Source organism: Xiashengella succiniciproducens (assembly GCF_023674465.1).
Taxonomy (GTDB): Bacteria; Bacteroidota; Bacteroidia; order Bacteroidales; family Marinilabiliaceae; genus Geofilum; species Geofilum succiniciproducens.
This window is the reverse complement of record NZ_CP098400.1, coordinates 3,023,382-3,046,723: the sequence shown is the minus strand read 5'-3', so window position 1 is coordinate 3,046,723 and position 23,342 is coordinate 3,023,382. Positions and strand designations below refer to the sequence as shown.

The window sequence follows — 23,342 nt, the reverse complement described above, 5'->3', positions numbered from 1 at the left end:
AAAAATCTGCTAAAAATGCTTTCATCAGGCTAATTTTGTTTTATCTGACTGTGATACAGCCTGAAAATGTGGTTTTATTTTAGATCCCTACTGAGCTTATTTGCCCTGAATGGCTTATTCATGGTTGTTTAGCCCTCATCTTTTATAAGAATATTGTATTTTTGGCAGACATGCGGTTTTAGTTTATCGAATTTGTAAACTTTCAGTTATGCAGCATTATAATCGTTTGAATAATCTGTTTGGATGGCTCGCCTTTGTGGTTTCGGCAGTTGTATACATCCTGACCATTGAACCAACTACCAGTTTTTGGGATTGCGGTGAGTTTATCTCCTCAGCATATAAGCTACTTGTCGGACATCCCCCGGGTGCACCCTTCTTTATGTTACTGGGTCGTTTCTTTACTTTGTTTGCAGGCGATCCATCCAGGGTTGCACTTACAATGAATGTTATGTCAGCTCTTGCCAGTGCATTTACAATCATGTTCCTGTTCTGGACTATCACACATCTTGCACGTAAGGTGTTTATTGATGCAGTTGAGAATGCCGAACCATGGAGGATTATTGCTGTGATGGGTGCTGGATTTGTAGGGGCTATGGTCTATACATTTTCTGATACATTCTGGTTTTCAGCTGTTGAGGGTGAAGTCTATGCACTTTCTTCATTATTTACTGCTGTTGTCTTCTGGTGTATTCTCAAGTGGGAAAATGTGGCTGATGAACCTCATTCCAACCGCTGGTTAATACTTATTGCATATCTGATGGGGTTGTCTATAGGTGTTCACTTATTGAACCTGTTGACAATACCTGCAATTGTAATGGTATACTACTTCAGAAAGTATGACGTGTCACTTAATGGGGCTTTCAAAGCCTTACTTTTATCATTTGTAATTCTTGGAGTCGTGTTGTATGGCGTAATCCCAATGATTGTAAACATTGCTTCCAAGTTTGAGTTGATATTTGTAAATAGCTTTGGTCTGCCCTTCAACAGTGGAGTGGCATTTTTTGCTTTATTACTCATTGCTGCTGTTATCTTTGGAATCTATATAACCTACGTAAGGGAATTACCAGTTGCTAATACCATAATTACTGCTTTTGCAGTGATAATATTGGGTTATTCCTCATATGCTACTATCGTTATCAGATCCCATGCTAATCCGACTATGGACCAGAACTCCCCTGAGGATGTCTTTTCTCTGATGGGGTATCTTAACAGGGAGCAATACGGTAACAAACCTTTGATTTCTGGCCAATACTATAGTTCTCCACTAGATTGGGATGCAATTAAGGCTGATAAGGGTAAGCCGGTCTATGTGAAAGGAGATGGAAAGTATGATATTGTCGACCACAGGCCGGATTACAAGTTTAATGAACGCACTACAACCTTATTCCCCCGGATGTACAGCAGTGATCCCTCACATATAAATGAGTATAAAGCCTGGGGTAGGGTAAAAGGGAAGACAATTATTGTAACTGATGCATCAGGTAAGAGAGAGGCTGTAGAATTGCCTACCTTTATAGAAAACCTGAGATTCTTTATTAGCTATCAGGTTGGTCATATGTACCTGAGGTACTTTATGTGGAATTTTGCTGGTAGGCAAAACGATATACAGGGTCATGGTGAGATTCATAAGGGTAACTGGATATCTGGTATTCCTTTTATAGACAATTTGCTCTATGGAGATCAGGATCTCCTACCTGACTCCTATAAGAATAATCCCGGACGAAATAAGTACTATATGCTTCCCCTATTGTTGGGACTGATAGGCTTATTCTATCAGGTGGGTGCTGGAACTAGGGGCAAGAGAGACTTCTCGGTTGTTATGTTGCTGTTCTTCTTTACAGGACTGGCTATTGTGATATATCTGAATCAGACTCCACTTCAACCGCGTGAAAGGGATTATGCTTATGCAGGTTCTTTTTATGCCTTCTCTATATGGATTGGACTAGGAGTCCTCCAGCTTATTGACATACTCAAAAACAATAAAGTACCTGGCGTTGTAACAGCATCAGCAGTATCTTTAGTAGCCCTGATTGTTCCCGGAATTATGGCTGCAGAAAACTGGGATGATCATGACAGGTCTCACCGTACAATTGCACGTGACTTTGCCTACAACTATTTAAATACTGTTGGAGAAAACGGTGTGATATTTACTAATGGGGATAATGACACCTTCCCTCTCTGGTATGCTCAGGAAGTTGAAGGAGTTAGGACTGATGTTAGGGTTTGCAACCTCAGCTATCTGCAGACTGACTGGTACATTGACCAGATGAAGCGACCTGCATATAAATCTGAGCCATTGCCGATTTCTATGGAAAGGAAGCAGTATGTGCAGGGCAAAAGAGATGTAGTTTACTTACTGGATAGGGTTCAGGGTGATACTGACTTAAAGGAAGCTCTAAAGTTCCTTGCTAGCGACGATCCACGTACCAAGAACATTCCTAACTATGGCCTGGTTGATCACCTGCCTGCCAAGAAGTTTGTAATGAAAGTTGACTCCGCAAGAGTTGCTGAAAGCGGAATGGTAAGCAGCCGCTATACAAGCCTGATTAAACCAGAAATCAGGATAACTCTGAATAAGGAGCGGTTGCTCAAGAATGAAGTGATGGTTCTTGATATGCTTGCTACGAATGATTTTAACAGACCAATATATTACGCTGTTACTGTAGGCAGTGACAATTATGTTGGACTTGAAAGATACTTCCAGCTTGAAGGTTTTGGATATCAGATAGTGCCGATAGATGCCCAATCAAGGGACGGACAGTATGGCAGGGTTGATACACAAAAGATGTATGACAATGTAATGAACAAATACATCTTTACTGGCTGGGATGATCCAAGGGTATATCTGGATGAGAACCACAGAAGGATGGGATTGAATTTGCGCAATAATTTGACAAGACTTGCAAGTGCACTCTTAAGTGAGGGTGATACTGCAAAGGCAGTTGAAGTACTTGACAAAACTGTTGCTATTATGCCTCATGACAGGGTTCCTCATAATTTCTTCTCATTGTTTATCGCTGAAAACTATTACAAAGCAGGAGAACCTGAAAAAGGAGATCAGGTAATGAGGGAACTTGCCGAAGAGAATCTGCAGGAGCTTAGGTTCTTCGCTGCCTTAGGCAGATCATTCCAGGTCAATGATTCAGACGATTTTCAGTTAGGTTTGGCTATTTATGCCAATATCCTAGATATGCTTGAGAGCTATAATAGGGAGGAACTGAGGAATGAGCTTGGCTTAGGCTATGAGGCAGTGTTCAGTGGATTATCATTTTTGCGTAAGTAGGTGAATAAGTCTAAGATAAGACCACCCTGGTGGTTTAGGTTGCTATATAGAGGTGTGATCTGGCGTGGTGAAAAATGCCGGAGCTGCGTTTACTTAACCTTTGACGACGGCCCTATACCTGAAGTAACTCCGGCAGTACTGGAAATACTTGGCAGTAGGGGTGCGAAAGCTACTTTTTTCTGTGTTGGTGAAAATGTTGAAAAACATCCTGAGGTATATTCCATGCTTGCTGAGCATGGAATGCAGACAGGAAACCACACCTATTCTCATTCCAGGGCCTTCTCTATGGGTAAGGGCAAATACTTTGAAGACATTGACAGAGCCCAGAAACTTGTGGATTCAAAGTTTTTCAGACCCCCTCATGGACAGTTGTATCCATGGTATCTGCCACGGTTAAAGAAGAAGTTTGAGAAGATTGTGATGTGGGACCTAATCACTGAAGATTACAGGAAAGATTTGGATGCGGAGGATATTGTTAAACGAGTTGTTAAGTTTGTAAGACCAGGATCTGTGATTGTCTTTCATGACTCACTTAAGGCCTGGCCCAGACTTGAAAAAGCTCTGCCAAAAGCACTGGATTATCTGATAAGTGAGGGCTATTCTTTCGAATTACTTTAAGGAATTTAATTATTAATAAACCATTAAGGACAACATAAATCTTTTAACTGATGAATATTCTTATAGTAGGTTCAGGCGGTCGCGAACATGCATTTGGCTGGCATTTAAAACGTAGTCCTTTGACTGACAAACTTTTCTTCGCTCCTGGAAATGCCGGAACTGCAGCTATTGGTGAGAATCTTTCCATTTCAGCAAATGATTTTGATGCTATCAGGTATGCTGTCCTTAAGAATGATATTAAGCTTGTTATAGTTGGTCCGGAAGAACCACTAGTAAGGGGAATTGTTGATTATTTCAAATCAGAACCATCTCTATCCGGGATCAAGATTATTGGGCCTGACTCTAAAGCTGCTGCACTTGAAGGTAGCAAGGACTTTGCCAAGCAGTTTATGCAGAAGTACAATATACCTACTGCCCGTTATCTTACTGTGACACCCGATACTGTAGCAGAAGGTAGGATCTTTATGGCTTCTTTGTCGGCGCCTTATGTACTGAAGGCAGATGGTCTTGCAGCAGGTAAGGGTGTACTAATAATAAATGATTATGATGAGGCCTGTGAGGAACTTAACAGGATTCTCGGGGGTAAGTTTGGTGCCGCTGGTAACAAGGTGGTAATTGAAGAATTCCTTAGTGGGATCGAACTCTCTATGTTTGTCCTGACAGATGGGAAAGATTATTTCCTGCTTCCTGAAGCAAAGGATTATAAAAGGGTTGGCGAGGGAGATCAGGGCCTTAATACAGGCGGAATGGGAGCTGTATCTCCTGTTCCTTTTGCAACTGATGAGTTTAAGTTAAAAGTAGAGGAGAAAATTATCAAACCCACTATTGAAGGAATAAAGAAAGAAGGGCTGTATTATAAAGGGTTTATCTTTTTCGGGCTTATAAAAGTCGGTGATGAGCCATATGTAATAGAATACAATGTAAGGATGGGAGATCCCGAAACCGAGGTGGTGATGCCTCGTCTCATGAATGATCTTGTTGAGCTCCTTCAGGCAACTGCTGAGGGTAAACTGGGAGGCCTTGTGGCAGAGCATGATTATCGCACAGCAGTAACTATAGTTATGGTCTCGGGTGGTTATCCCGGACATTTTGAAAAGGGATTTGAGATTACAGGACTTGACAAGGTGGATGGTAGTCTGGTATTCCATGCAGGTACAAAGCTTTCAGGTAGCTCAATACTGACTGATGGAGGACGTCTGATGGCAGTTACTTCTTTTGGGGATGATATTGTCGAGGCTTCTGAACTGTCCCGTAAAAATGCGTCCCTGATTAATTATGAAAACAAGTACTACAGGAGAGATATTGGTTTTGACCTTTTAGATTAGTTACAACAATGCTGTTTAAATCTCTACATAATAACTCGATAAATGCAGCCCTACTTACTTCCGTTGGTGTGGTGTTTTTATGGCTGAGATATTTTGTGGTTGATATTACGCACTTTACTGCCATTGATAATCCATCAATGCCGCTTTGGGATGCTGTTGTTAGCCCCCTGTTTGGTTACTCGGCTTTTACTGCAGCATTGTCATCGCTGGGGCTTGTTTTTCTTACTGGGTTGTTTCTTAATAGAATGGCAGCTAGGTATGCATTGCTACAGCGGCAGAGCCTTATAGTACTGTTGATATATGCAATGCTTAGCTCAGCTTTCCTATCAGTACAAAAACTTAGTCCTGTTTGGATATTTGTTGTGTTTTTTGTCCTTGGACTGGACATCCTGTTTGGCGCAGTTGATAGGCGTAATCCTTCTGTGAAGTGTTTTGATGCGGGATTATTGCTAGGTCTTGGTTCGTTATTATATGCCAAAGGGTTATTCTTTTTCCCCTTGTATATTCTTGCAATGGGAGTATTACGACTATATTCATTCAGGGCACTAGCTGCATCTTTGATGGGACTTCTTTTCCCTTTTGCAATGAGTTTTGCCTATTATCTTTTCATTGACAAAGGAGCTGCCTTTTATGAGATATTGATAGAAAACCTGGTTGCGAATCCCGGACAATATAGTCATACCTTCTACTCCAGGATTTATATGGCATTTCTGATATTGATAACCACCATTTCCATTCTGGTATGCATAAGGCAGATGAATGTTCAGAAAATAATCGTAAGGCGTTATTTCAGGATCTTTATATGGATTATACTTATTAATGCTGCTGCTGTAATGAGTCCGTTTTTTTCAATGGAACTTATGCCTCTATCGGTAAGTGCACTTGCGGTGGTTGTCACGAAATGGTTTGAAGTAATTCAGCGTAACAAGGTAAGAGAAATTGTATTCCTCTTTTTTATTCTGGTCACTGTAGCTGGACAGTTTTTTCTTTACTAGCTCTGTTTCTTGATCCATTTGCTTACTATACTTTCCAGAGTCTCAAAGCGTACAGGTTTTCCAATATAATCATTCATGCCAGCTTCAATGCAAATTTCCCTGTCACCCTTTAGGGCATTTGCAGTCATAGCAATCACGGGCAATTTAAAGCCTTTAGATCTAAGCTCCTTTGTTGCATCCAGGCCATTAAGTTCCGGCATCTGAACATCCATTAGTATAAGGCTGAACTCACTACCTTTATTGTCCATAACATCAACAGCTTCTCTTCCGTTGGACACAATAGTAACATGGTAGTCCAACCTTAAAAGCATTTTTTCTGCAATCTTCTGGTTTATCGGGTTGTCCTCAACAAGAAGGATTTGCTTCCTGCCCAGATCTGTATTTACATCTTCAGGCTCAGATTCTACACTTTTATCTTCCTGTTGATCTGTTCCTTTATCGAAAAGCTCTGCAGTTGCAGCATAAAGCGTGGAATGCTTTACAGGTTTGTGCAATATCTTATCAAATCCTTTAAAATTATGAGGGGTGATGGTTTTAGGGTTGGCTACCAGAAGCAAAGCCTTAATAGCGGGAGATAATTCCTTTACCTCCTGGATAAATTTGTTCTCAATATCTCTTAGCAGGTGATTATCTGCTATCAGCATGTGAAAATTAGGGTACCTTTTGATAATCTGGACACCATCATTGACAGTTGCAGCGGTAGTTACATTCATTCCCCAAATTGTGAGGGTCTTATTTAACAGCTGAATATTGGTTTCGTGATCATCAACAACTAATACATTAAGTCCGCTGAACCTATCCTTATATGAATTGATAATAGGAATGTTAATAGCTGTTTTGAAAGGCAGTATAAAGTGGAACACACTACCTGGGTTTGTTTTGGATGATGCATGGACAGGATTTGGACTCTCTATCCATATTTTTCCATGCATAAGTTCGACCAGCATCTTGGAGATGCTGGTACCAAGTCCGGTTCCTCCATATTTCCTGGTGGTTGATCCGTCGAGCTGGGTAAAGGAGTCAAATACTTTTTCTATTTTTTCCGGAGGTATTCCTATTCCCGAATCCTGAACCTTGAAATGGAGGCTTATATCATCACCTTTACGTGATACTATGCCGACAGAGAGAATTACTTCACCCTGGTCTGTAAACTTTACAGAGTTGCCCAAGAGATTGGTGAGTACCTGGACAAGGCGTCCCTCATCGCCTATAAGGATTGAAGGGATATCTTCATCAAGGTCGACGTTGATCTCGAGGCCCTTTTCATTTGCTTTGAAAGAAATCTGGTCAAGCAGGAACTCAACAGTATCGTGGATATTGAAAGGCAGATTCTCAATCTTCATCTTACCGGCTTCTATCTTTGAGAAATCAAGGATATCATTGATGATTGAGATCAAATTATCGCATGATTTGGATATCACAGACAGTATATTTCGTTGCTCCTTCTCAAGATCTGTATTTGCCAACAGCTCGGTAGCACCTACAATACCATTCATTGGGGTACGAATCTCATGGCTCATATTGGCCAGGAACTCAGATTTAGCCTTGTTGGCTTCAGCTTCCTTCTGTTGTAGTTCCTTTTGAGCTGTAATATCCATAAAGGCTTCAAGTCTAACTGACTCGTTGTTTAGCTTAATTGGAATAATATTCTTGAGTACAGTGCGGGAAACATTGTTTTCTGGGACTGAAAGACGTTCTTCACGGGTTTGAACGTTCAGACCCGAGTTAATCTGATGATAATGATTTTCAGAATTCACCTCGAAAAACTGGCTGTATGAATGAGTGTTAATGTAATGGCGGGCATCATCTATACTGTCAAAACCCATTGTTTTGGCAGCTGTCTGGTTTATCTCTATAACTCTCTGCTTATCATCGACTACCATTATACCTACAGGTAAATTCTCAGTTATATTCTTCAGATTTTCAATGGATTCATTGAGAGACTCTGTCAGCAATCGTTTTTCTGTGATATCCTCCCTGATAATAATAAAGTTGGATATTGTATTTGATTCATTAAACACCGGAGAGATCTGGACTCTTTCCCAGTATGTCAATCCAGCCTTGTTACGTGTTTCAATTTCGCCGCTCCATGTGTTACCTACCTGAATAGTGGCCATGACTATTTCAGAAAAGTCGTAGATCCCATTGTTGCTGAAGAAGTATGGTCGTGTACCAATAACTTCTTCTTTGACATATCCGGTTTTTAAGACATAACTTTCATTGACGTATTCAGTTACACCTCTGGTATTGGTAATCATTATAGCCACAGGGCTTTGTTCTACAGCCATTAGCAACTTCTTGCTGTTGAGCTCAGCCTTTTGCCTGTTGAGGATGACCTTTGAAATCTGAATAATAACTATGTAGGTGATACCACCTGCGAAAAATGTGAAGAGGATAAGGCTTATGTATTTAAGTCTGTTGTATCGCTTCAGCACTTTAACACTAGTCTCACTAACAGACAGTACATTTTTCTGAATGTCAAAAGAAATTTTCCTTTCTATCTCGAAGATACGGTTGAAGATCCCATCGACCTGCTTCATATAAAAGGCAAGAGTTTCATTAATCTGATCTCTGCCGTTTACTGCACTGTCGGATGCTGCCTTAATAGTTGCATTAATACGTGAGGAAAGTGACTGAAGGTCACTAATTGCCGGGTATAGTTGTCTCACCTCGCTAATAGTGCCAGTGTACCAGTCGGCTTCATATACTATCATCTCGATTATTTCATCTGCTGAGGCCAGATTGGCAGAATTGTGGTACTCATACATCCCTCCCTGATCCAGAATTCTTAAGATGTCGAGACATTCTTCTATCTTTTGACCTATCTGAGTATGTATGTTTGCTAATTGTTGTGGATGTGTCGCTGACAGGTATGTAGTAAACGCAATCTGGGTGTTGAGTAGCTGTTCCTTAAGTATGAAGTCTAGTTTCTGTTTTTGTTCCTGATTGCGTATCATTTGCTGATACCGCAGCGTGTAGTTTTTGTCAAAGTAGTTTTCTATAAAAAGAATCATGAAAATGGTAAACAGAAAGATACCAAGTAACCAGAACAGCTTATTGATTACAGGTTCCTTAATGAACGGCAACAGACTGTCCCTGTACTTTAGCTTATAGAGCCTCCTGCTTGATGCAAGTCTCGTTCTAATTCCTGCTTTTACCATCTTCAGGTATTAAGTTGCTTTGTAATTCAAGTTGACTTTTTCTGTAAATTCCATGTAATCTGAAAATGTCGGCTCCAACAGGAGAGTTTAGCATAGACAAAAAAGTATGAGCAAGTCCGGGGTACCTAGATGTTTTAAGTACTGATGCATATACATCGTATCTAGTATCAGGAATGCTCAGATGTACAGTGTCAACTTTTCCAATGTTCCCGTTATAGTAAAAGCTTGAAATCCAATCCAGACCCAGGCTTGCCTCTCCGTTATGAATCCTTCTAATTATTCCTCTGTTATCAACAGATAAGGCTATGCTGTTGTTTAGCACTTCAGAATAAACTCCTGCAGTACTTAGTATCTGTCTTGTGACTGAACCAAGCGAACTGGTTTCCGGGTTTGCTATAATAACTGCATATTTCTCATCTTGCATAGAGATAATATCTCCATTGAATCCTTCGGGATTGCCTTTGGGAACGATAAAGACCAAGGTATTGGTCCCTATGTATAAAGAATCCCCAATTATGTTTGGTTGTATCTCCCTAAGGATGTCAAATCCTGATCTTATGTCCGGGATAAACAGGTCGCCGGTTTGAGTGTCTGCTATTATGCTCACAAGGTTTCTGATGTTGCCGTTTTGTATTGTGATACGGCATTTGTACATCCTTTCAAATTGTTTGCAAATCGAATCCAAAGGAGCTGATACCCCATTCTCACAATATAATACCAGCTCAGGAACTCTGGTTTCCTGAGCCTGTCTGTCGGATTCCTTGTTTTTTGTCCCGCAGGCATGAATGCAAAAAATCAATACCGTAATGATCAGTCCGGCAAACAACTTAGATATAATGCATCTAAGAGCTTTATCCATAGTTTCCCCAAATCCTCAAAAAGTTTAACACGCAACATATCCGGTCAAATGGTAAAAAGCATTGTCAGCACACATCTTCTGAAACTATTAACGTTTCAAAGACCCAAAATCGTATTATGACGAAAGAGATTTTAGTGACCGGATACTTGCCTTGAATACATTGTCTTATGCAAATTAGGCAAAGGGGAAACAAAATGCCTCTGTTTTATCACCAAAAACCGATTATTTGTCAAAAATTATCGAATTTATTGTTTGGTAATGTGCTTCTTAATCCACTTGGGCAGAATAAATACTCCAATAATAAGATAGGAATAGTAGCTTATAAGTCTCCAAATAAAAGCCATTGCAATACCTGTCCCGGCGGGAATTAAATAACCAAGAAAACCGTGAAAAGCATATTCGGCAAATCCGCTTCCTCCGGGAGTAGGACTTACAAGCATCATAATCCATATTACAAGTTGTTTCCCAAAGACAAGGAAGTGACCTTCAGGATCAAGGATGCGGAGTCCAAAAAATGCAATGATTATTGTATTGACCAGCCAATAGCGGGCTGTCCAACTGACAGCTGTTGCCATGAATGCTCTGATCCATTTCTTGATTGGCCAATGTTTGAACTCATTTGATGCCTGAATCAGTTCTGAACCTGATTCATTTGCCTGTGGCCTCCATTTTCGTATGAAGGATAGCTTAAATATCCACAACAGCAGTAATTTCAGTCCTCTGGGATTCACAAAAAGCCCGTACGATAATGCTAGAATGTAGATTAGTTTGATGCTGTAACCGAGCAAGGCAAACAGGATAAACGGATTCTTGTACCAAGTCAGGGCTGTGGCTTCAGGACTGATGGAGAATAGGGTAAGCCCTCCTGCGATAATAATTAATGCAGGGAAAGACAGAATAAAGTATAATTCATCAAGAAAGGAAGTTAGTAATACTATTGCCGTACTTTTTCCCAATCTGATTCCTTCCTTGTTTATGAAGAATACAGCTACGCTGGTTCCCCCGACAGCAGATGGAGTGATAGCTGAAGTGAACTCCCATAACATAATGATGTTAAAGACCTTCTTCCAGCTTAGGCTTTTTTCACTCAGTATGCGCAAGCGGAGCATATAACCAAAGTCGCGTGTAGCCATCAGAAGTATTGAAACAAAAAGCCAAAAAGCTGTTTGAATACTGAAAGTCAGTAGGTTAAGTGATCCGGGTTCGTACTCCCTGTACATCAGATAAGCGGTAACAGCAATTCCTATTGCAACTGGCAGGATAATACGTACTGGATTTATGCTTTTTAGGATCTTTGCTGAGTTATCAGTCATCTTCTGGTGTTCTTGTAGCGGAAAACAATTTGTAGACTACAAGAGATGGTATCCCGTTGTATCTGCAGTGTTATTCCTTAACAAATTCTGTGTAGTAATTGTTTGTGCAAAACGAAAAAGCCCGTCGTACTGACGGGCTTTAATCTTTATTTTGCCTCTTGATTTTGTGGAGACAAGGGGAGTCGAACCCCTGACCTTTTGGCTGCCAGCCAAACGCTCTAGCCAACTGAGCTATGCCCCCATGTTTTTGCGCTTGCAAATATATTTTTTTCGTGATAAGTAGCAAAATATTCTGTCGAATTTATTTTATACAGGCTGTTGTTTTGCTAATGTAGTAATAGTAGCTGCTGATTAAGGTAACATTTACACTAGTTAATTAATTTTAAAAAACAGGCCTGAATCTAATTTTAGGTTCAATTGCTTGTAATATGTAAGCATAAAGTTTAATTTTATGCTCTCTTTACATAGAGGGATTTTTGGGAGAATTAGGAGAGATCCGGTATTGTTATTGTGTATAAACAAATTACCATTTTATTATGCTAGAGCTTAAGAAGTCGCCAAAAGCCAATTTGGAGAGCAAGAAGCCTATCTTTACACAGATTGGGCTTGTTGTTGTTCTGTCATTGGTTCTTGTTGCATTTGAATGGACATGGACCGACGTAAATGTCGACCTGGAACAGACTACTGACGAGGTTACAGTTGAGGAAGAAATAATTCCTATTACCCGTCAGGATGAGACACCGCCACCGCCACCGCCACCACCGGCAGTTACAGATGTTCTTAACATTGTAGAAGACGATGCTGATATTGATGTTGAGCTGGAAATCTTCGACTCTGAGTTGGATGAATCTGCAATGATCGACTTCACTCAAGTGTATGATAATACTCCGGAAGAACGTGATAATGAAGGTGAGATTTTTATGATTGTTGAGGAGATGCCTGAGTTTCCAGGTGGACAAGAGGCTCTTCAGAAATACCTTGCTGAGAACATTAGTTATCCCGTTATTGCTGAGGAAAACGGTATTCAAGGTCGTGTATTTGTCAGCTTCGTTGTAAATCAAAAGGGTGAAGTAACCAATGCTACTGTAATGCGTGGTGTTGACACTCACCTTGACCGTGAGGCTCTTCGTGTGATTCAGGCTATGCCAAAATGGAAGCCTGGAAAGCAAAGGAATGTTCCTGTAAGGGTATCATGTGTGCTTCCGGTTAACTTTGTACTAAGGCAACGATAGACCTGATTCCCAGGTTTTAGATACTAAAAAGGGGCTGCCTTAAGGGTCAGCCCCTTTTTGTGCAGGGATTCGAACAAAAAGTTGATTTTTTTGTTCAGTTTTTGTTTACTTTTCGGTTTAGATTTCGTATATTAATACAAGTATCAAGACCCAATTGTTTGTATGGTTCCTGTTTGATCAGGAGTTAACCCTATAAAGTTTGAGCGTCATGATAGAAGTAAAGAAATCACCGGAAGCTGATCTGGAAAAGCGGAAACCAGTCTTTACTGAGATCGGCCTTATAGTTGTCCTTTCTTTGGTGCTTGTTGCCTTTGAATGGACATGGACAGATGTCAATGTAAACGTCAAAGCGAATGACAATTTGGTTCAGGTTGAAGAAGAGATTGTCCCAATAACCCGCCAGGAAGATAATACTCCTCCTCCAACTCCTGAAATGCCAAGGGCACTGGATGTGCTTAACATAGTTGACGATCTCGTTGACATTGATGAAGATTTCGAAATTCTGACCTCTGAGTTTTCTGAAGATGCAGCTGTTGATTTTACACAGATTTATCAGCCTGCAGTTGAAGATGCCAGAGAAGAAAGTGATGAGATTTTTAGGATTGTAGAGCAAATGCCTGAGTTTCCTGGTGGTGAACAGGCTCTTTACAAGTACATAGCTGACAACATCAGGTATCCAATAATTGCTGAGGAAAACGGTATTTATGGAAAGGTGTATGTTCAGTTTGTTGTAAATGAGAAGGGTGAGGTTACAAATGTTGAGTTATTCCGTGGGGTTGATCCACACCTAGATCGTGAAGCATTGCGTGTAGTTCAGTCAATGCCCAGATGGAAGCCCGGAAAACAAAGGAATATGTATGTCAAGGTGGCATTTATTATTCCTGTTAACTTTGTCCTTCAACAAAGGTAACCCAAATTGAAATTATTGACAAAATGGGCTGTCGATAGGACAGCCTCTTTTGTTTTGATGAGCTGTTTTTATTTTTAAATTTTACTTTTTTATATGGAAGTTAAGAAATCACCAAAAGCAAACCTTGAAGGCAAGAAAGCGGTTTTTACTCAGATCGGGCTTGTTGTGGTTCTTAGTATTGTGCTTATTGCTTTTGAATGGACATGGTCCGATTACAACGTAGACATAAATCTTTCTGATAATGATGCTGCTGTAGAGGAAGAGATTATACCTATTACCCGTCAGGATGACACTCCGCCTCCTCCACCGCCACCACCAGCTGCTGCAGATATTCTCAATATTGTGGAGAATAATATGGACCTGGATGATGAACTTGAGATTTTTGATTCAGAACTTGATCAGTCAGCTGCAATTGACTATACCCAGGTGTATCAGTCGCTTGAGGAAGAGAGGGATGAAAGCAATGAAATCTTTGTGTTTGCAGAGGAAATGCCTCAATTTCCTGGCGGACAGGAAGCTATGCAGAGATTTATCGCTGAGAATATTAGATATCCTATGATGGCCAAGGAAAATGGAATTCAAGGTCGCGTTTACGTAGAATTTGTAGTAAATGAAAAAGGGGCAGTGACAAATCCCAGAGTAATTCGTGGTGTTGATCCTAATCTTGACCGTGAGGCGCTTCGTGTTGTTCAGGCTATGCCTAACTGGAAGCCAGGTAAACAAAGGAACAAGGCAGTTAAAGTATCTATTACTCTACCGGTCAACTTCAAACTTGAATAATAAGCTCTTTTAATAGAACTAAACAGAAGGCTGTTTCACACAAGAACAGCCTTCTGTTCTTTTTTGAAACAAGCTTTGATGGTATTAATATTGCAATAATTACCATAAACAAAGGGCTAGTCGTATTTTTTGAAGTATTTTTGGGCAAACTGATTTACAGATGGGTGAACTACTTTCCATTGATAAGGACCTTGAAAAAGTTATATTAGCTGCTGTACGTACTCCTGACCTTTCGGAGGGTACGGTCAATGAACATTTGGATGAACTTGCTTTTCTTGCTGAGACTGCCGGGGCATTAACCGTAAAGCGTTATGTTCAGGCACTGCCAATGCCTGACAACCGGACCTATCTGGGGAGCGGTAAACTTCAGGAAGTTAAAACCTTCCTGCTGATGAATGAGGATATTACTGCTGTTATCTTTGACGATGAACTATCTCCATCGCAATTAAAGAATATTGAAAACGAGCTAAAGGTAAAAATTATCGACAGGACAGGCCTGATCCTGATAATCTTTGCCATGAGGGCAAGGACTGCTCATGCTAAGACTCAGGTTGAGCTGGCTCAGTATCAGTATATGTTGCCAAGACTGACTCGTATGTGGACTCACCTTGAACGCCAACGAGGAGGGATTAATATGAGGGGACCCGGTGAAAAGGAACTTGAGACTGACCGTCGTATCATCAGAGATATTATTGCCAAGCTTAAGAAAGACCTGGAAAAGATAGACAGGCAGATGGCAACTCAGAGGAAGAATCGTGGAAAGCTTGTCAGGGTTGCTCTTGTAGGTTATACAAATGTAGGCAAATCCACTCTTATGAATGCCCTTAGCAAGAGTGAGGTATTTGCAGAGAACAAGCTGTTTGCTACCCTTGATACGACTGTGAGAAAGGTAGTCGTACGCAATCTTCCATTTCTGCTTACCGACACTGTGGGATTTATCAGAAAGCTGCCTCACCACCTAGTAGAATCCTTTAAGTCGACACTTGATGAGGTACGTGAAGCTGACCTCCTGCTTCATGTAGTGGATATTTCTCACCCGGGTTTTGAGGATCAGATCAAAGTTGTTGAATCAACCTTAAGGGAGATTGATGACAGGGATAAGCCCGTAATAATGGTTTTCAATAAGGTAGATGCTTTCTCTCATGTTGAAAAGGAAGCTGATGATCTGACTCCTGTCAGGCGTGAGAATATAACGATTGAGGACCTGAAAAGGACCTGGATGAACAAGGCTACCTCTGTTTTTATTTCGGCCTTGAAAAAGGATAATTTTGATGAATTCAGGGATCTGGTATATAGCGAGGTTATGAAGATTCATGTTACAAGGTTCCCATACAATGACTTTTTATTTCCTAATCTGAATCCTGAAGAACTTGGATTGGAAGATACAGGGGATAATGACTCAGAGGAATTAGATTCTTAGGGTGCTTGTTCTACCATATCTTGATGAAGCTTAGATTCATATCTGCGTCTCCTGAAAATAATCTTGTATTAGGATTGGTGAAAAAAGGCCTTTGGGGACTAGAATAGTCCTTTAATCCGGCCTTCTGAATCAATATCAATCTTTTCTGCAGCCGGATACTCTGGTAAACCAGGCATACGCATTATGTTACCTGTGATTGGTATCACAAATCCGGCTCCTGCAGCTATTTCTATTTCCCTGACAGTGACTATAAAGTTTTCCGGTCTTCCCAGAAGTTTTGGATTGTCTGAAAGCGATTTCTGTGTCTTGGCAATGCAGACAGGTAGTTTGTCAAGGTTCAGGCTTTCAATCTTCTTCAGGTCATCTTTTGCCTGAGCAGTATAGTCTATGGCATTGGCACCGTAGATTTGTTTGGCTATTGTCTCAATCTTACGCTCAACGCTCCAGCCCCAGTCATAGAGCGGTTTGAAGTCAGATTTACATTCATTTAATACCTCAACAACTGCTTCTGCAAGTTGTACTGCACCACGACCACCTTCTGCATGAGCTGTTGTAATTGCAGATCTGATTCCTAGTTTATTGCAAAGGTTCTTTACAACCTCTAGCTCTTCTACAGTATCATCAGCGAATTTGTTGATAGCAACAACTGGGCAGATGTTGAACTTGCGAATGTTTTCTATATGTTTTTCAAGGTTTTCGAGTCCGTTCTCAACAGCCTGGGCATTAGGTTTTTTGATCTCGTCAAGCTTTACCCCACCATGGTATTTAAGAGCTCTGATAGTGGCAACGAGAACAGCAACACCAGGTTTCAAACCTGAAGAAACGCATTTGATGTCAAGGAATTTTTCTGCGCCAAGGTCAAAGCCAAAACCAGCCTCAGTAACTACATAGTCAGAAAGTGAAAGTCCCATCTTGGTTGCCAGAACTGAATTTGTTCCCTGGGCAATATTTGCAAAAGGCCCTCCGTGAATGATAGCTGGATTTCCTTCAAGAGTTTGTACCAGATTGGGTTTTATAGCATCCTTTAAAAGTGCGGCCATGGCGCCTTCAGCCTTCAGGTCACGTGCAAAGACTGGTTTCTTGTCATAGGTGAATCCGACAAAGATATTGCCCATCCTCTTTTTCAGATCGTCGAAATTCTCACTTAGACAAAGGATAGCCATGATTTCAGATGCAGCAGTAATATCAAAGCCGGTTTCCCTTGGCACACCTGAGGTGGTACCTCCAAGACCTATTATTATGTGTCTAAGGGCACGGTCATTCATGTCCATCACCCTTTTCCAATGTACGGTTCGGGGGTCTATTCCAAGAGTGCTGTTCTTGTTTTGGATATTATTGTCGATTAGCGCAGCCAGCAGGTTGTTTGCTTTCTCTATAGCAGGAAAATCTCCTGTGAAGTGGAGGTTGATATCCTCCATTGGAACTACCTGAGCATAGCCTCCTCCTGCGGCTCCTCCCTTGATGCCAAATACCGGTCCCAGACTAGGTTCGCGGAGTACTACAGTAGTTTTTTTCCCTATCTGGTTTAGTCCTTCGCAAAGTCCGATGGAAACAGTTGTCTTGCCTTCTCCTGCCGGAGTGGGAGAAATTGCAGAAACAAGGATAAGTTTCTTACCGTTTATCTTTTCAGGATCTATAAGAGAAAGGGGGAGTTTGGCTTTGTAGTGGCCATATGGTTCCAGCATTGATTCAGGAATTCCAAGTTTGCCTGCAATCTCCTTGATATTTTTGATTTTAGCGCTTTGAGCAATTTCCAAATCCGACAGCATACCGTTTTGTTTACTTATTCAATCCGAAAGGTACAAAAAAAGAGGCTGCCATACTTCTATGGCAACCTCTTTTTGTATCCCTGAAATACCGGAGTATTTCAGGGCTTTGAAAATATGTTAGTCACGCTTTGCAAAATGGACTTATTTCAACAGTCCTTGTTCAAGCATGTACTCTGCTATTTGAACTGCATTAAGTGCAGCACCTTTCTTGATCTGGTCAGAAACAGTCCAGAATGTCAGTCCGTTGGGATTTGTTAGATCTTTGCGGATACGGCCTACAAATACCTCGTCACGTCCGGCAAGGAACAAAGGCATAGGGTACTGGCTATTGGCTGTATCATCAATTACGATTACGCCCTTGGCTTTTGCGAAAGCCTCACGGGCCTCTTCAATGCTTATCGGGCGTTCTGTTTCAATCCAGGTGGCTTCAGAGTGAGCACGCATTACAGGTACCCTGATACAAGTTGCGCTGACTTCGATATCGGTACCCATAATCTTGCGAGATTCGTTATACATTTTCATCTCTTCCTTTGTATAACCATTGTCTGTAAAGACATCAACCTGGGGAATCAGGTTCATTGCAAGTTGATACTTGAACTTGCTTACAGTAGGTTCTTCACCCTTTACAAGCTGTTCAGTCTGTTTTAATAGTTCATCCATCGCAGCTGCACCTGCACCACTTGCTGCCTGATATGTAGACACATGTACTTTTTTGATATGGGCAATATCCTCAATAGCCTTCAGTGCAACTACAAGTTGGATAGTTGTACAGTTTGGATTAGCAATCACATTTCGGGGAATATTTCTGCACTGTTCTGCATTAACTTCAGGTACAATCAAGGGCACATCATTATCCATGCGGAATGCGCTTGAATTGTCAATCATTACTGCACCGTATTTTGTGATTGTTTTTTCATATTCTTTAGATGTTGATGCTCCGGCAGATGTCCAGACTAAATCTATTCCTTTAAAGTCGTCATTGTGTTTGAGCTCCTTAACGGTCAGTTCTTTACCTCTGAATGTGTACTTTGTACCTGCACTACGGGTTGAACCAAATAATACCAACTCGTCCAAGGGGAAGTTTCTTTCTTCCAAAACACGGAGGAATTCTTGTCCTACCGCTCCACTAGCTCCTACAATTGCTGCTCTCATTTTCTGTTAAACTAATTTAGGTTTGTTTACATCAACTAAAAAAATGCTTAAATTTTTGTTGTTATTGCTTACGATTAGTATAGCCAAGAAAAACAAATGTAGGCATTTATAACCATAACCGCTACCCGATGTTGAAAGTTTTTATCCTCTTTTTGATCAGTTGCTTAAATCTTGAGGGTCAAAGCAACTATGACGTATGTCATGGAAATGTTCTTTCAGCACCCGAATGGCATGGTGAGACTGATTTTTATCTATTTGAAGAAGGCAATCAGAGCTTTAGGCTTGACGCTCCTGCAGAAGCTGGAGCATCTTGGATATATACAAAGCTTGATGCCGTTGAAGATGCCAGATGGGAACTGCGCTTTAGTTTTGGGTTCAACCCTTCGTCATCCAACTATGCACAGGTCTGGCTTGCCATGGATGCCCCTTCCAGAGATGAGGCGCAAAATGGACTGTACCTGGTTATTGGATCCACTGCCGATAATATTTCCCTATGGAAGGTTAAGGATGGTAAGAAAGAGCTGCTAATAGCAGGTGTGGAGAAAATTCTGGATAATTCTGCACCTTCAGCTGCAATTAGGGTTACAAGGTTTAAAGGTGGTGAGACAATACTGGAAACTGACCTTGGCGAGGGTTATCGTGAGGAAGGACGTGCCAGGGTTGAGGGCTTTGAGTCGCAGTACTTTGGTGTGGCCTCGGTTTATACAGCTACCCGCAGCAAGCTTTTTTGGTATGAGAATCTCAGTGTATGTGGGGAGGCTTTTACCGACACCCTTCCTCCTGAGCCTCTTCCATATCAAGCCAAACTTAATGCTGTGGTTGTCACAGAGGTGATGGCTGATCCTAGCCCTGCTGTTGGGCTACCTGCTACTGAATATATCGAACTTTTCAACAGGGGTGATGAGGTTGTCAATCTTGCCGGGTGTAGGGTCGAAACAAGTTCCGGTAGTATTACACTCGGGAAATACCTGCTTTTCCCAGGAGAGTATATTCTTGTCATTCCTCAGGGTAAAGGGGCTGATTGGGGCTTTATTGAAAATGTTGTTGAGGCTGCAACATGGTCCTCTTTGCCTGATGGGGGTGGGGTATTGGTGATGAAGGACAGCTTCGGAATGCAGATTAGTGCTGTGCAGTATAGCAGGGATTATGGTAGTGAAGGTTTTAAAAAAGATGGTGGCTGGGCCCTTGAGATCAAGGACCCGGATAATATATCGGGGGATCCGGCAAACTGGGGATTTTCTGTTGATATTTCAGGAGGAACTCCTGGTAGGGCAAATTCGATAGCTGAAATTTACCCTGATCTTAATTCCCCAACACTTCTATCTCACTATATTGAAAGTGATTCAGTGTTGGTCCTGGTTTTTTCGGAAGCGATGGATAGTACCTCTGTAAGCGATATTCATATTTCAAGCATAGAGGCAGCATCTACTCCGGAGCTTGCAGATCTCAGACTACAGGGAGTTTTCTATAACGAACTTAGAATTGTTTTTGAGGCCGCACTGCTTGTCAACAGAGGTTATAGGTTGGATTTTGGAGTACTACCTTCAGATCTGGGTGGTAACACCTTGCGTGGACAATCATTTATCATGTTTGGTATTCCACTGCCTGCTGAGGCTGGGGATGTGGTGATTAATGAGCTGCTCTATGATCCACCAGAAGGTGGAAGTGATTTTGTGGAGCTATATAATCGCTCTCAAAAGCTAATTGACTTGTCATCACTCTATATAGCAAGAGGGGATGCAACAGGTGTTCCTGAGAAGCTTATTAAGCTATGCCAGTACCGAAGGGCATTACTGCCAGGAGCTTATTTGGTTATTACTGCAGATAAGGCGTGGGTCATAGATCGCTATGAGGTAGGTGATAATGCAGAGGTAGTAGAACCGGATGGGATGCCAAACTATGTGAACTCAGGTGGGACTGTGCTACTGACTGATAACAGGGGGCAGACTATTGATGCTTTTGTCTATAGTAATGAGTTTCATATGCCCCTGTTGAGATTAACCAAGGGAGTATCACTTGAGAGGATAGACCCATATGCAGAGAGCAGTAGTAGGTATAACTGGCACTCAGCATCTGGAGAACATGGGTATGCGACTCCGGGGAAAAGGAATTCGCAGTCAGTGACCCCTAAAAATGAGGAGGGAGATGGCTTTAGTATCGCACCGGAAATCTTTACACCTGACGGTGACGGCGTGGACGACCTCTTTGTTATTAGATACAAGTTTGATATACCCGGATATTGCTGCACTATCAGGATATACGACAGGGCAGGAAGACTTGTTCGCAGCCTGCTTAACAATGAGCCTGTTTCAGTTGATGGAAGCTGTTACTGGGATGGAACAAATGAAATTGGGGCTCTTGCACCTTCAGGGATTTATATCGTCTTTATCCGTTGCTTTAACCCGGAAGGAGGTTCAGGGTATGAAACTAAAAAGGCTGCAGTGCTTGGTATAAGTCCTAAGAAATAGGGGTTTTCCCAATTGAGGAGATATAGGTTTTAATGGACTGATCAGATTCAGAAATTCCACAGCCCTGTCAGAGACTACTGGTCTCTGACAGGGCTGTGGCTAATCATTGGGCAGGCTATATACTTGTATACCTATTCTACAGAGTACCTACAAGTTCTGCGATAAGCTTGGTCATTTTGGGCTCTGCTTCTGAAGCAACCTTTTGAACTTCTTCGTGGGATACCTCAACGATTTGGCCGGGAACTCCTGAGTCTGTAATTATTGAGATTCCAAAGCATGTAAGACCACTGTGACGGGCAACGATAACTTCCGGGACTGTTGACATTCCCACTGCATCTCCTCCAATAATTCTGAAGAATTTATATTCGGCTGGAGTCTCGAAAGTAGGACCTGCAGTACCTACATAGACTCCCTGCTTTACTTCAATTCCTTCCTTAGCAGCAATATCATGAACCCTTGCTATCAGCTCCTTGCTATAGGGCTCACTCATATCGGGGAAGCGGGGTCCAAACTCTGCAAGGTTGGGACCTATGAGAGGGTTGTTGCCAAACATATTTATGTGGTCATCAATTATCATCAGATCACCCACCTTAAATGAAGGATTCAGTCCACCTGAAGCATTTGATACGACCAGAGTCTTAATTCCCATTTGCTTCATTACTCTTACAGGGAAGGTAACCTGTTGCATATTGTATCCTTCATAGTAATGGAAACGTCCCTGCATTGCTATTACAGGCTTCCCTTTGATACGACCAAAAATAAGTCGCCCCTGATGTCCTTCTACAGTGGATACGGGGAAATTTGGAATCCTGCTGTATGAAATACTTGTGTCTATTTCAATCTCCTTAACTAGTCCACCTAACCCTGTTCCAAGTATTATCCCTATCTCGGGATTCAATGTCTGCAGTGATCTTAGAAAATCTGCAGTTTCAATAATGGCTTTCAACATAATCTGTAATTATCTTTTCAAAAATATCCTGTTGATCAAATAATACCTCAATTCTTATGGGCAAATACCAGAGACGCTCCTTAAGTGACTCAGTTAAGAATCCTGATGATATCATGCGAACGGCATCTTTTTCTGTTGTTATCACCTCTGGTCGCCTAGTGTTTTTATTGCATCCCTCTTCTTCTATCTTTTTAAGATCGGCTTGACTAAAGTTGTGATGATCTCTAAAGCTAAGGGTCCTCAAAGGTACACCAAATTGTCTGAGACTCTCATAGAAGGGCTGGGGATTTCCAATTCCAGCCACTGCTACCAATGCCTCTCCGTTCTCTGCAAGTTTATCCCTAAAGCTAAGCTTATTGTTGGTGTTTCCCAAACAAAGGGGCTCTTCATATTGTATAACGCTGAAAAACAGTTTGTGGTGGGATGCAGGCCTCAGCTTATTGCGGATTAGCTCAGCTTTTTCTTTACTCAGGTTGTGAGGGCATTTGTTTACAAGGATTATGTCGGAACGTTTGAGTGCAGATATTGGTTCCCTGAGATTCCCTGCAGGAAGACAGAAATCCTTCCACGGAGGTCTGTTGTAGTCAATTACAAGGATTGACAGACCAGGTTTTACATATCTGTGTTGGAAAGCATCATCCAGTAGGATGACTTCGGGTTTTTCGTCACGATTTAAAAGCCTGGCCATACCTTCCACTCTTTTCTCAGCTACAGCCACTGTAATACCGGGGAATTTGAGCTTCATCTGCATTGGCTCATCGCCAATTGTATTGCAATTATCTGCATCTCCGGCAAGAATAACTCCTTTCGTCTTCCTTCCATAGCCCCTTGACAGGGTGGCACATTTGTATTTATCACCCAGAGTGTGTAATAGCAGTTCGGTAACCGGTGTTTTCCCGGTGCCTCCAACTGTGATATTGCCTATGGAAATTAATGGAAGTTTGTATGATTGAGACTTGAGTATTCCCAAATCGAAAAGCTTGTTTCGGATCGTGCTGACAGCACAATAGACAAAGGAGAATGGGAGCAGAAACAATCGAAACAATTGCATGGTACAAAAATGTATTGGGAACAGATTGCTCTGTTCCCAATGAAATAATACTCCTAC

Annotated in this window: 16 protein-coding genes and 1 tRNA gene; 9 read left to right on the top strand and 8 right to left on the bottom strand. The window is 41.5% G+C overall.

Annotation, left to right across the window (positions count from 1 at the left end):
• Nucleotides 1–208: 208 nt before the first annotated feature.
• The 4 genes from M9189_RS12615 to M9189_RS12600 are packed head-to-tail and all read left to right on the top strand — an operon-like array spanning nt 209 to nt 6,221.
• Nucleotides 209–3,283 (top strand): DUF2723 domain-containing protein, encoded by a 3,075-nt coding sequence (locus M9189_RS12615; protein ID WP_250723744.1) that lies wholly within the window; start codon nt 209–211, stop codon nt 3,281–3,283.
• Nucleotides 3,284–3,901: a polysaccharide deacetylase family protein gene (locus M9189_RS12610; RefSeq protein WP_250723743.1), complete on the top strand. Its 618-nt coding sequence runs from the start codon at nt 3,284–3,286 to the stop codon at nt 3,899–3,901.
• 50 nt (nt 3,902–3,951) lie between these two features.
• Nucleotides 3,952–5,226 (top strand): phosphoribosylamine--glycine ligase, encoded by a 1,275-nt coding sequence (gene purD / locus M9189_RS12605; protein WP_250723741.1) that lies wholly within the window; start codon nt 3,952–3,954, stop codon nt 5,224–5,226.
• Between the two features lie 8 nt (nt 5,227–5,234).
• The gene (locus tag M9189_RS12600; RefSeq protein ID WP_250723739.1) at nt 5,235–6,221 is read left to right on the top strand and encodes a hypothetical protein; all 987 of its coding nucleotides are present in this window, start codon (nt 5,235–5,237) and stop codon (nt 6,219–6,221) included.
• Here the strand turns inward: M9189_RS12600 and M9189_RS12595 are convergent.
• The 4 genes from M9189_RS12595 to M9189_RS12580 form a co-directional block, all read right to left on the bottom strand.
• Nucleotides 6,218–9,382 (bottom strand): response regulator, encoded by a 3,165-nt coding sequence (locus tag M9189_RS12595; RefSeq protein ID WP_250723737.1) that lies wholly within the window; start codon nt 9,380–9,382, stop codon nt 6,218–6,220. The two genes, M9189_RS12600 and M9189_RS12595, sit on opposite strands and share 4 nt — an antisense overlap.
• Nucleotides 9,363–10,241 carry a substrate-binding domain-containing protein gene (locus tag M9189_RS12590; protein WP_250723730.1) on the bottom strand — a complete coding sequence of 293 codons (879 nt, stop codon included), beginning with the start codon at nt 10,239–10,241 and terminating at the stop codon, nt 9,363–9,365. The genes M9189_RS12595 and M9189_RS12590 overlap by 20 nt, the downstream gene beginning before the upstream one ends.
• Nucleotides 10,242–10,486: 245 nt before the next feature.
• Nucleotides 10,487–11,554, bottom strand: coding sequence for a lysylphosphatidylglycerol synthase transmembrane domain-containing protein (locus M9189_RS12585; RefSeq protein WP_250723728.1), 1,068 nt, complete (start codon nt 11,552–11,554; stop codon nt 10,487–10,489).
• Between the two features lie 167 nt (nt 11,555–11,721).
• Nucleotides 11,722–11,795, bottom strand: a tRNA-Ala gene (locus M9189_RS12580).
• Nucleotides 11,796–12,090: 295 nt separating this feature from the next.
• On the opposite strand from M9189_RS12580, the gene M9189_RS12575 reads away from it, so the two are divergent.
• The 4 genes from M9189_RS12575 (at nt 12,091) to hflX (ending at nt 15,896) form a co-directional block, all read left to right on the top strand.
• Nucleotides 12,091–12,786 carry an energy transducer TonB gene (locus M9189_RS12575; protein WP_250723726.1) on the top strand — a complete coding sequence of 232 codons (696 nt, stop codon included), beginning with the start codon at nt 12,091–12,093 and terminating at the stop codon, nt 12,784–12,786.
• Nucleotides 12,787–12,994: 208 nt separating this feature from the next.
• Complete coding sequence (locus tag M9189_RS12570) at nt 12,995–13,696, top strand: energy transducer TonB (RefSeq protein ID WP_250723724.1); 702 nt, start codon at nt 12,995–12,997, stop codon at nt 13,694–13,696.
• Between the two features lie 93 nt (nt 13,697–13,789).
• Nucleotides 13,790–14,476: an energy transducer TonB gene (locus M9189_RS12565; protein ID WP_250723722.1), complete on the top strand. Its 687-nt coding sequence runs from the start codon at nt 13,790–13,792 to the stop codon at nt 14,474–14,476.
• Between the two features lie 160 nt (nt 14,477–14,636).
• A complete protein-coding gene (hflX, locus tag M9189_RS12560; protein ID WP_250723720.1) occupies nt 14,637–15,896 on the top strand; it encodes a GTPase HflX in 1,260 nt (419 codons plus the stop codon).
• A gap of 98 nt (nt 15,897–15,994) precedes the next feature.
• Here the strand turns inward: hflX and M9189_RS12555 are convergent, their stop codons facing one another.
• On the bottom strand, nt 15,995–17,665 hold the full coding sequence (locus M9189_RS12555; RefSeq protein WP_250723718.1) for a formate--tetrahydrofolate ligase: 1,671 nt from the start codon (nt 17,663–17,665) through the stop codon (nt 15,995–15,997).
• Nucleotides 17,666–17,806: 141 nt separating this feature from the next.
• Nucleotides 17,807–18,817, bottom strand: coding sequence for an aspartate-semialdehyde dehydrogenase (locus tag M9189_RS12550; protein WP_250723716.1), 1,011 nt, complete (start codon nt 18,815–18,817; stop codon nt 17,807–17,809).
• Nucleotides 18,818–18,945: 128 nt separating this feature from the next.
• Between M9189_RS12550 and M9189_RS12545 the strand changes: the two genes are divergently transcribed.
• On the top strand, nt 18,946–21,285 hold the full coding sequence (locus M9189_RS12545; protein WP_250723708.1) for a lamin tail domain-containing protein: 2,340 nt from the start codon (nt 18,946–18,948) through the stop codon (nt 21,283–21,285).
• A 136-nt stretch (nt 21,286–21,421) separates the two neighbouring features.
• On the opposite strand, the gene M9189_RS12540 is transcribed toward M9189_RS12545, so the two are convergent.
• Complete coding sequence (locus tag M9189_RS12540) at nt 21,422–22,234, bottom strand: purine-nucleoside phosphorylase (RefSeq protein WP_250723706.1); 813 nt, start codon at nt 22,232–22,234, stop codon at nt 21,422–21,424.
• Nucleotides 22,215–23,285 (bottom strand): tetraacyldisaccharide 4'-kinase, encoded by a 1,071-nt coding sequence (lpxK, locus tag M9189_RS12535; protein WP_250723704.1) that lies wholly within the window; start codon nt 23,283–23,285, stop codon nt 22,215–22,217. The genes M9189_RS12540 and lpxK overlap by 20 nt, the downstream gene beginning before the upstream one ends.
• Nucleotides 23,286–23,342 lie beyond the last annotated feature (57 nt).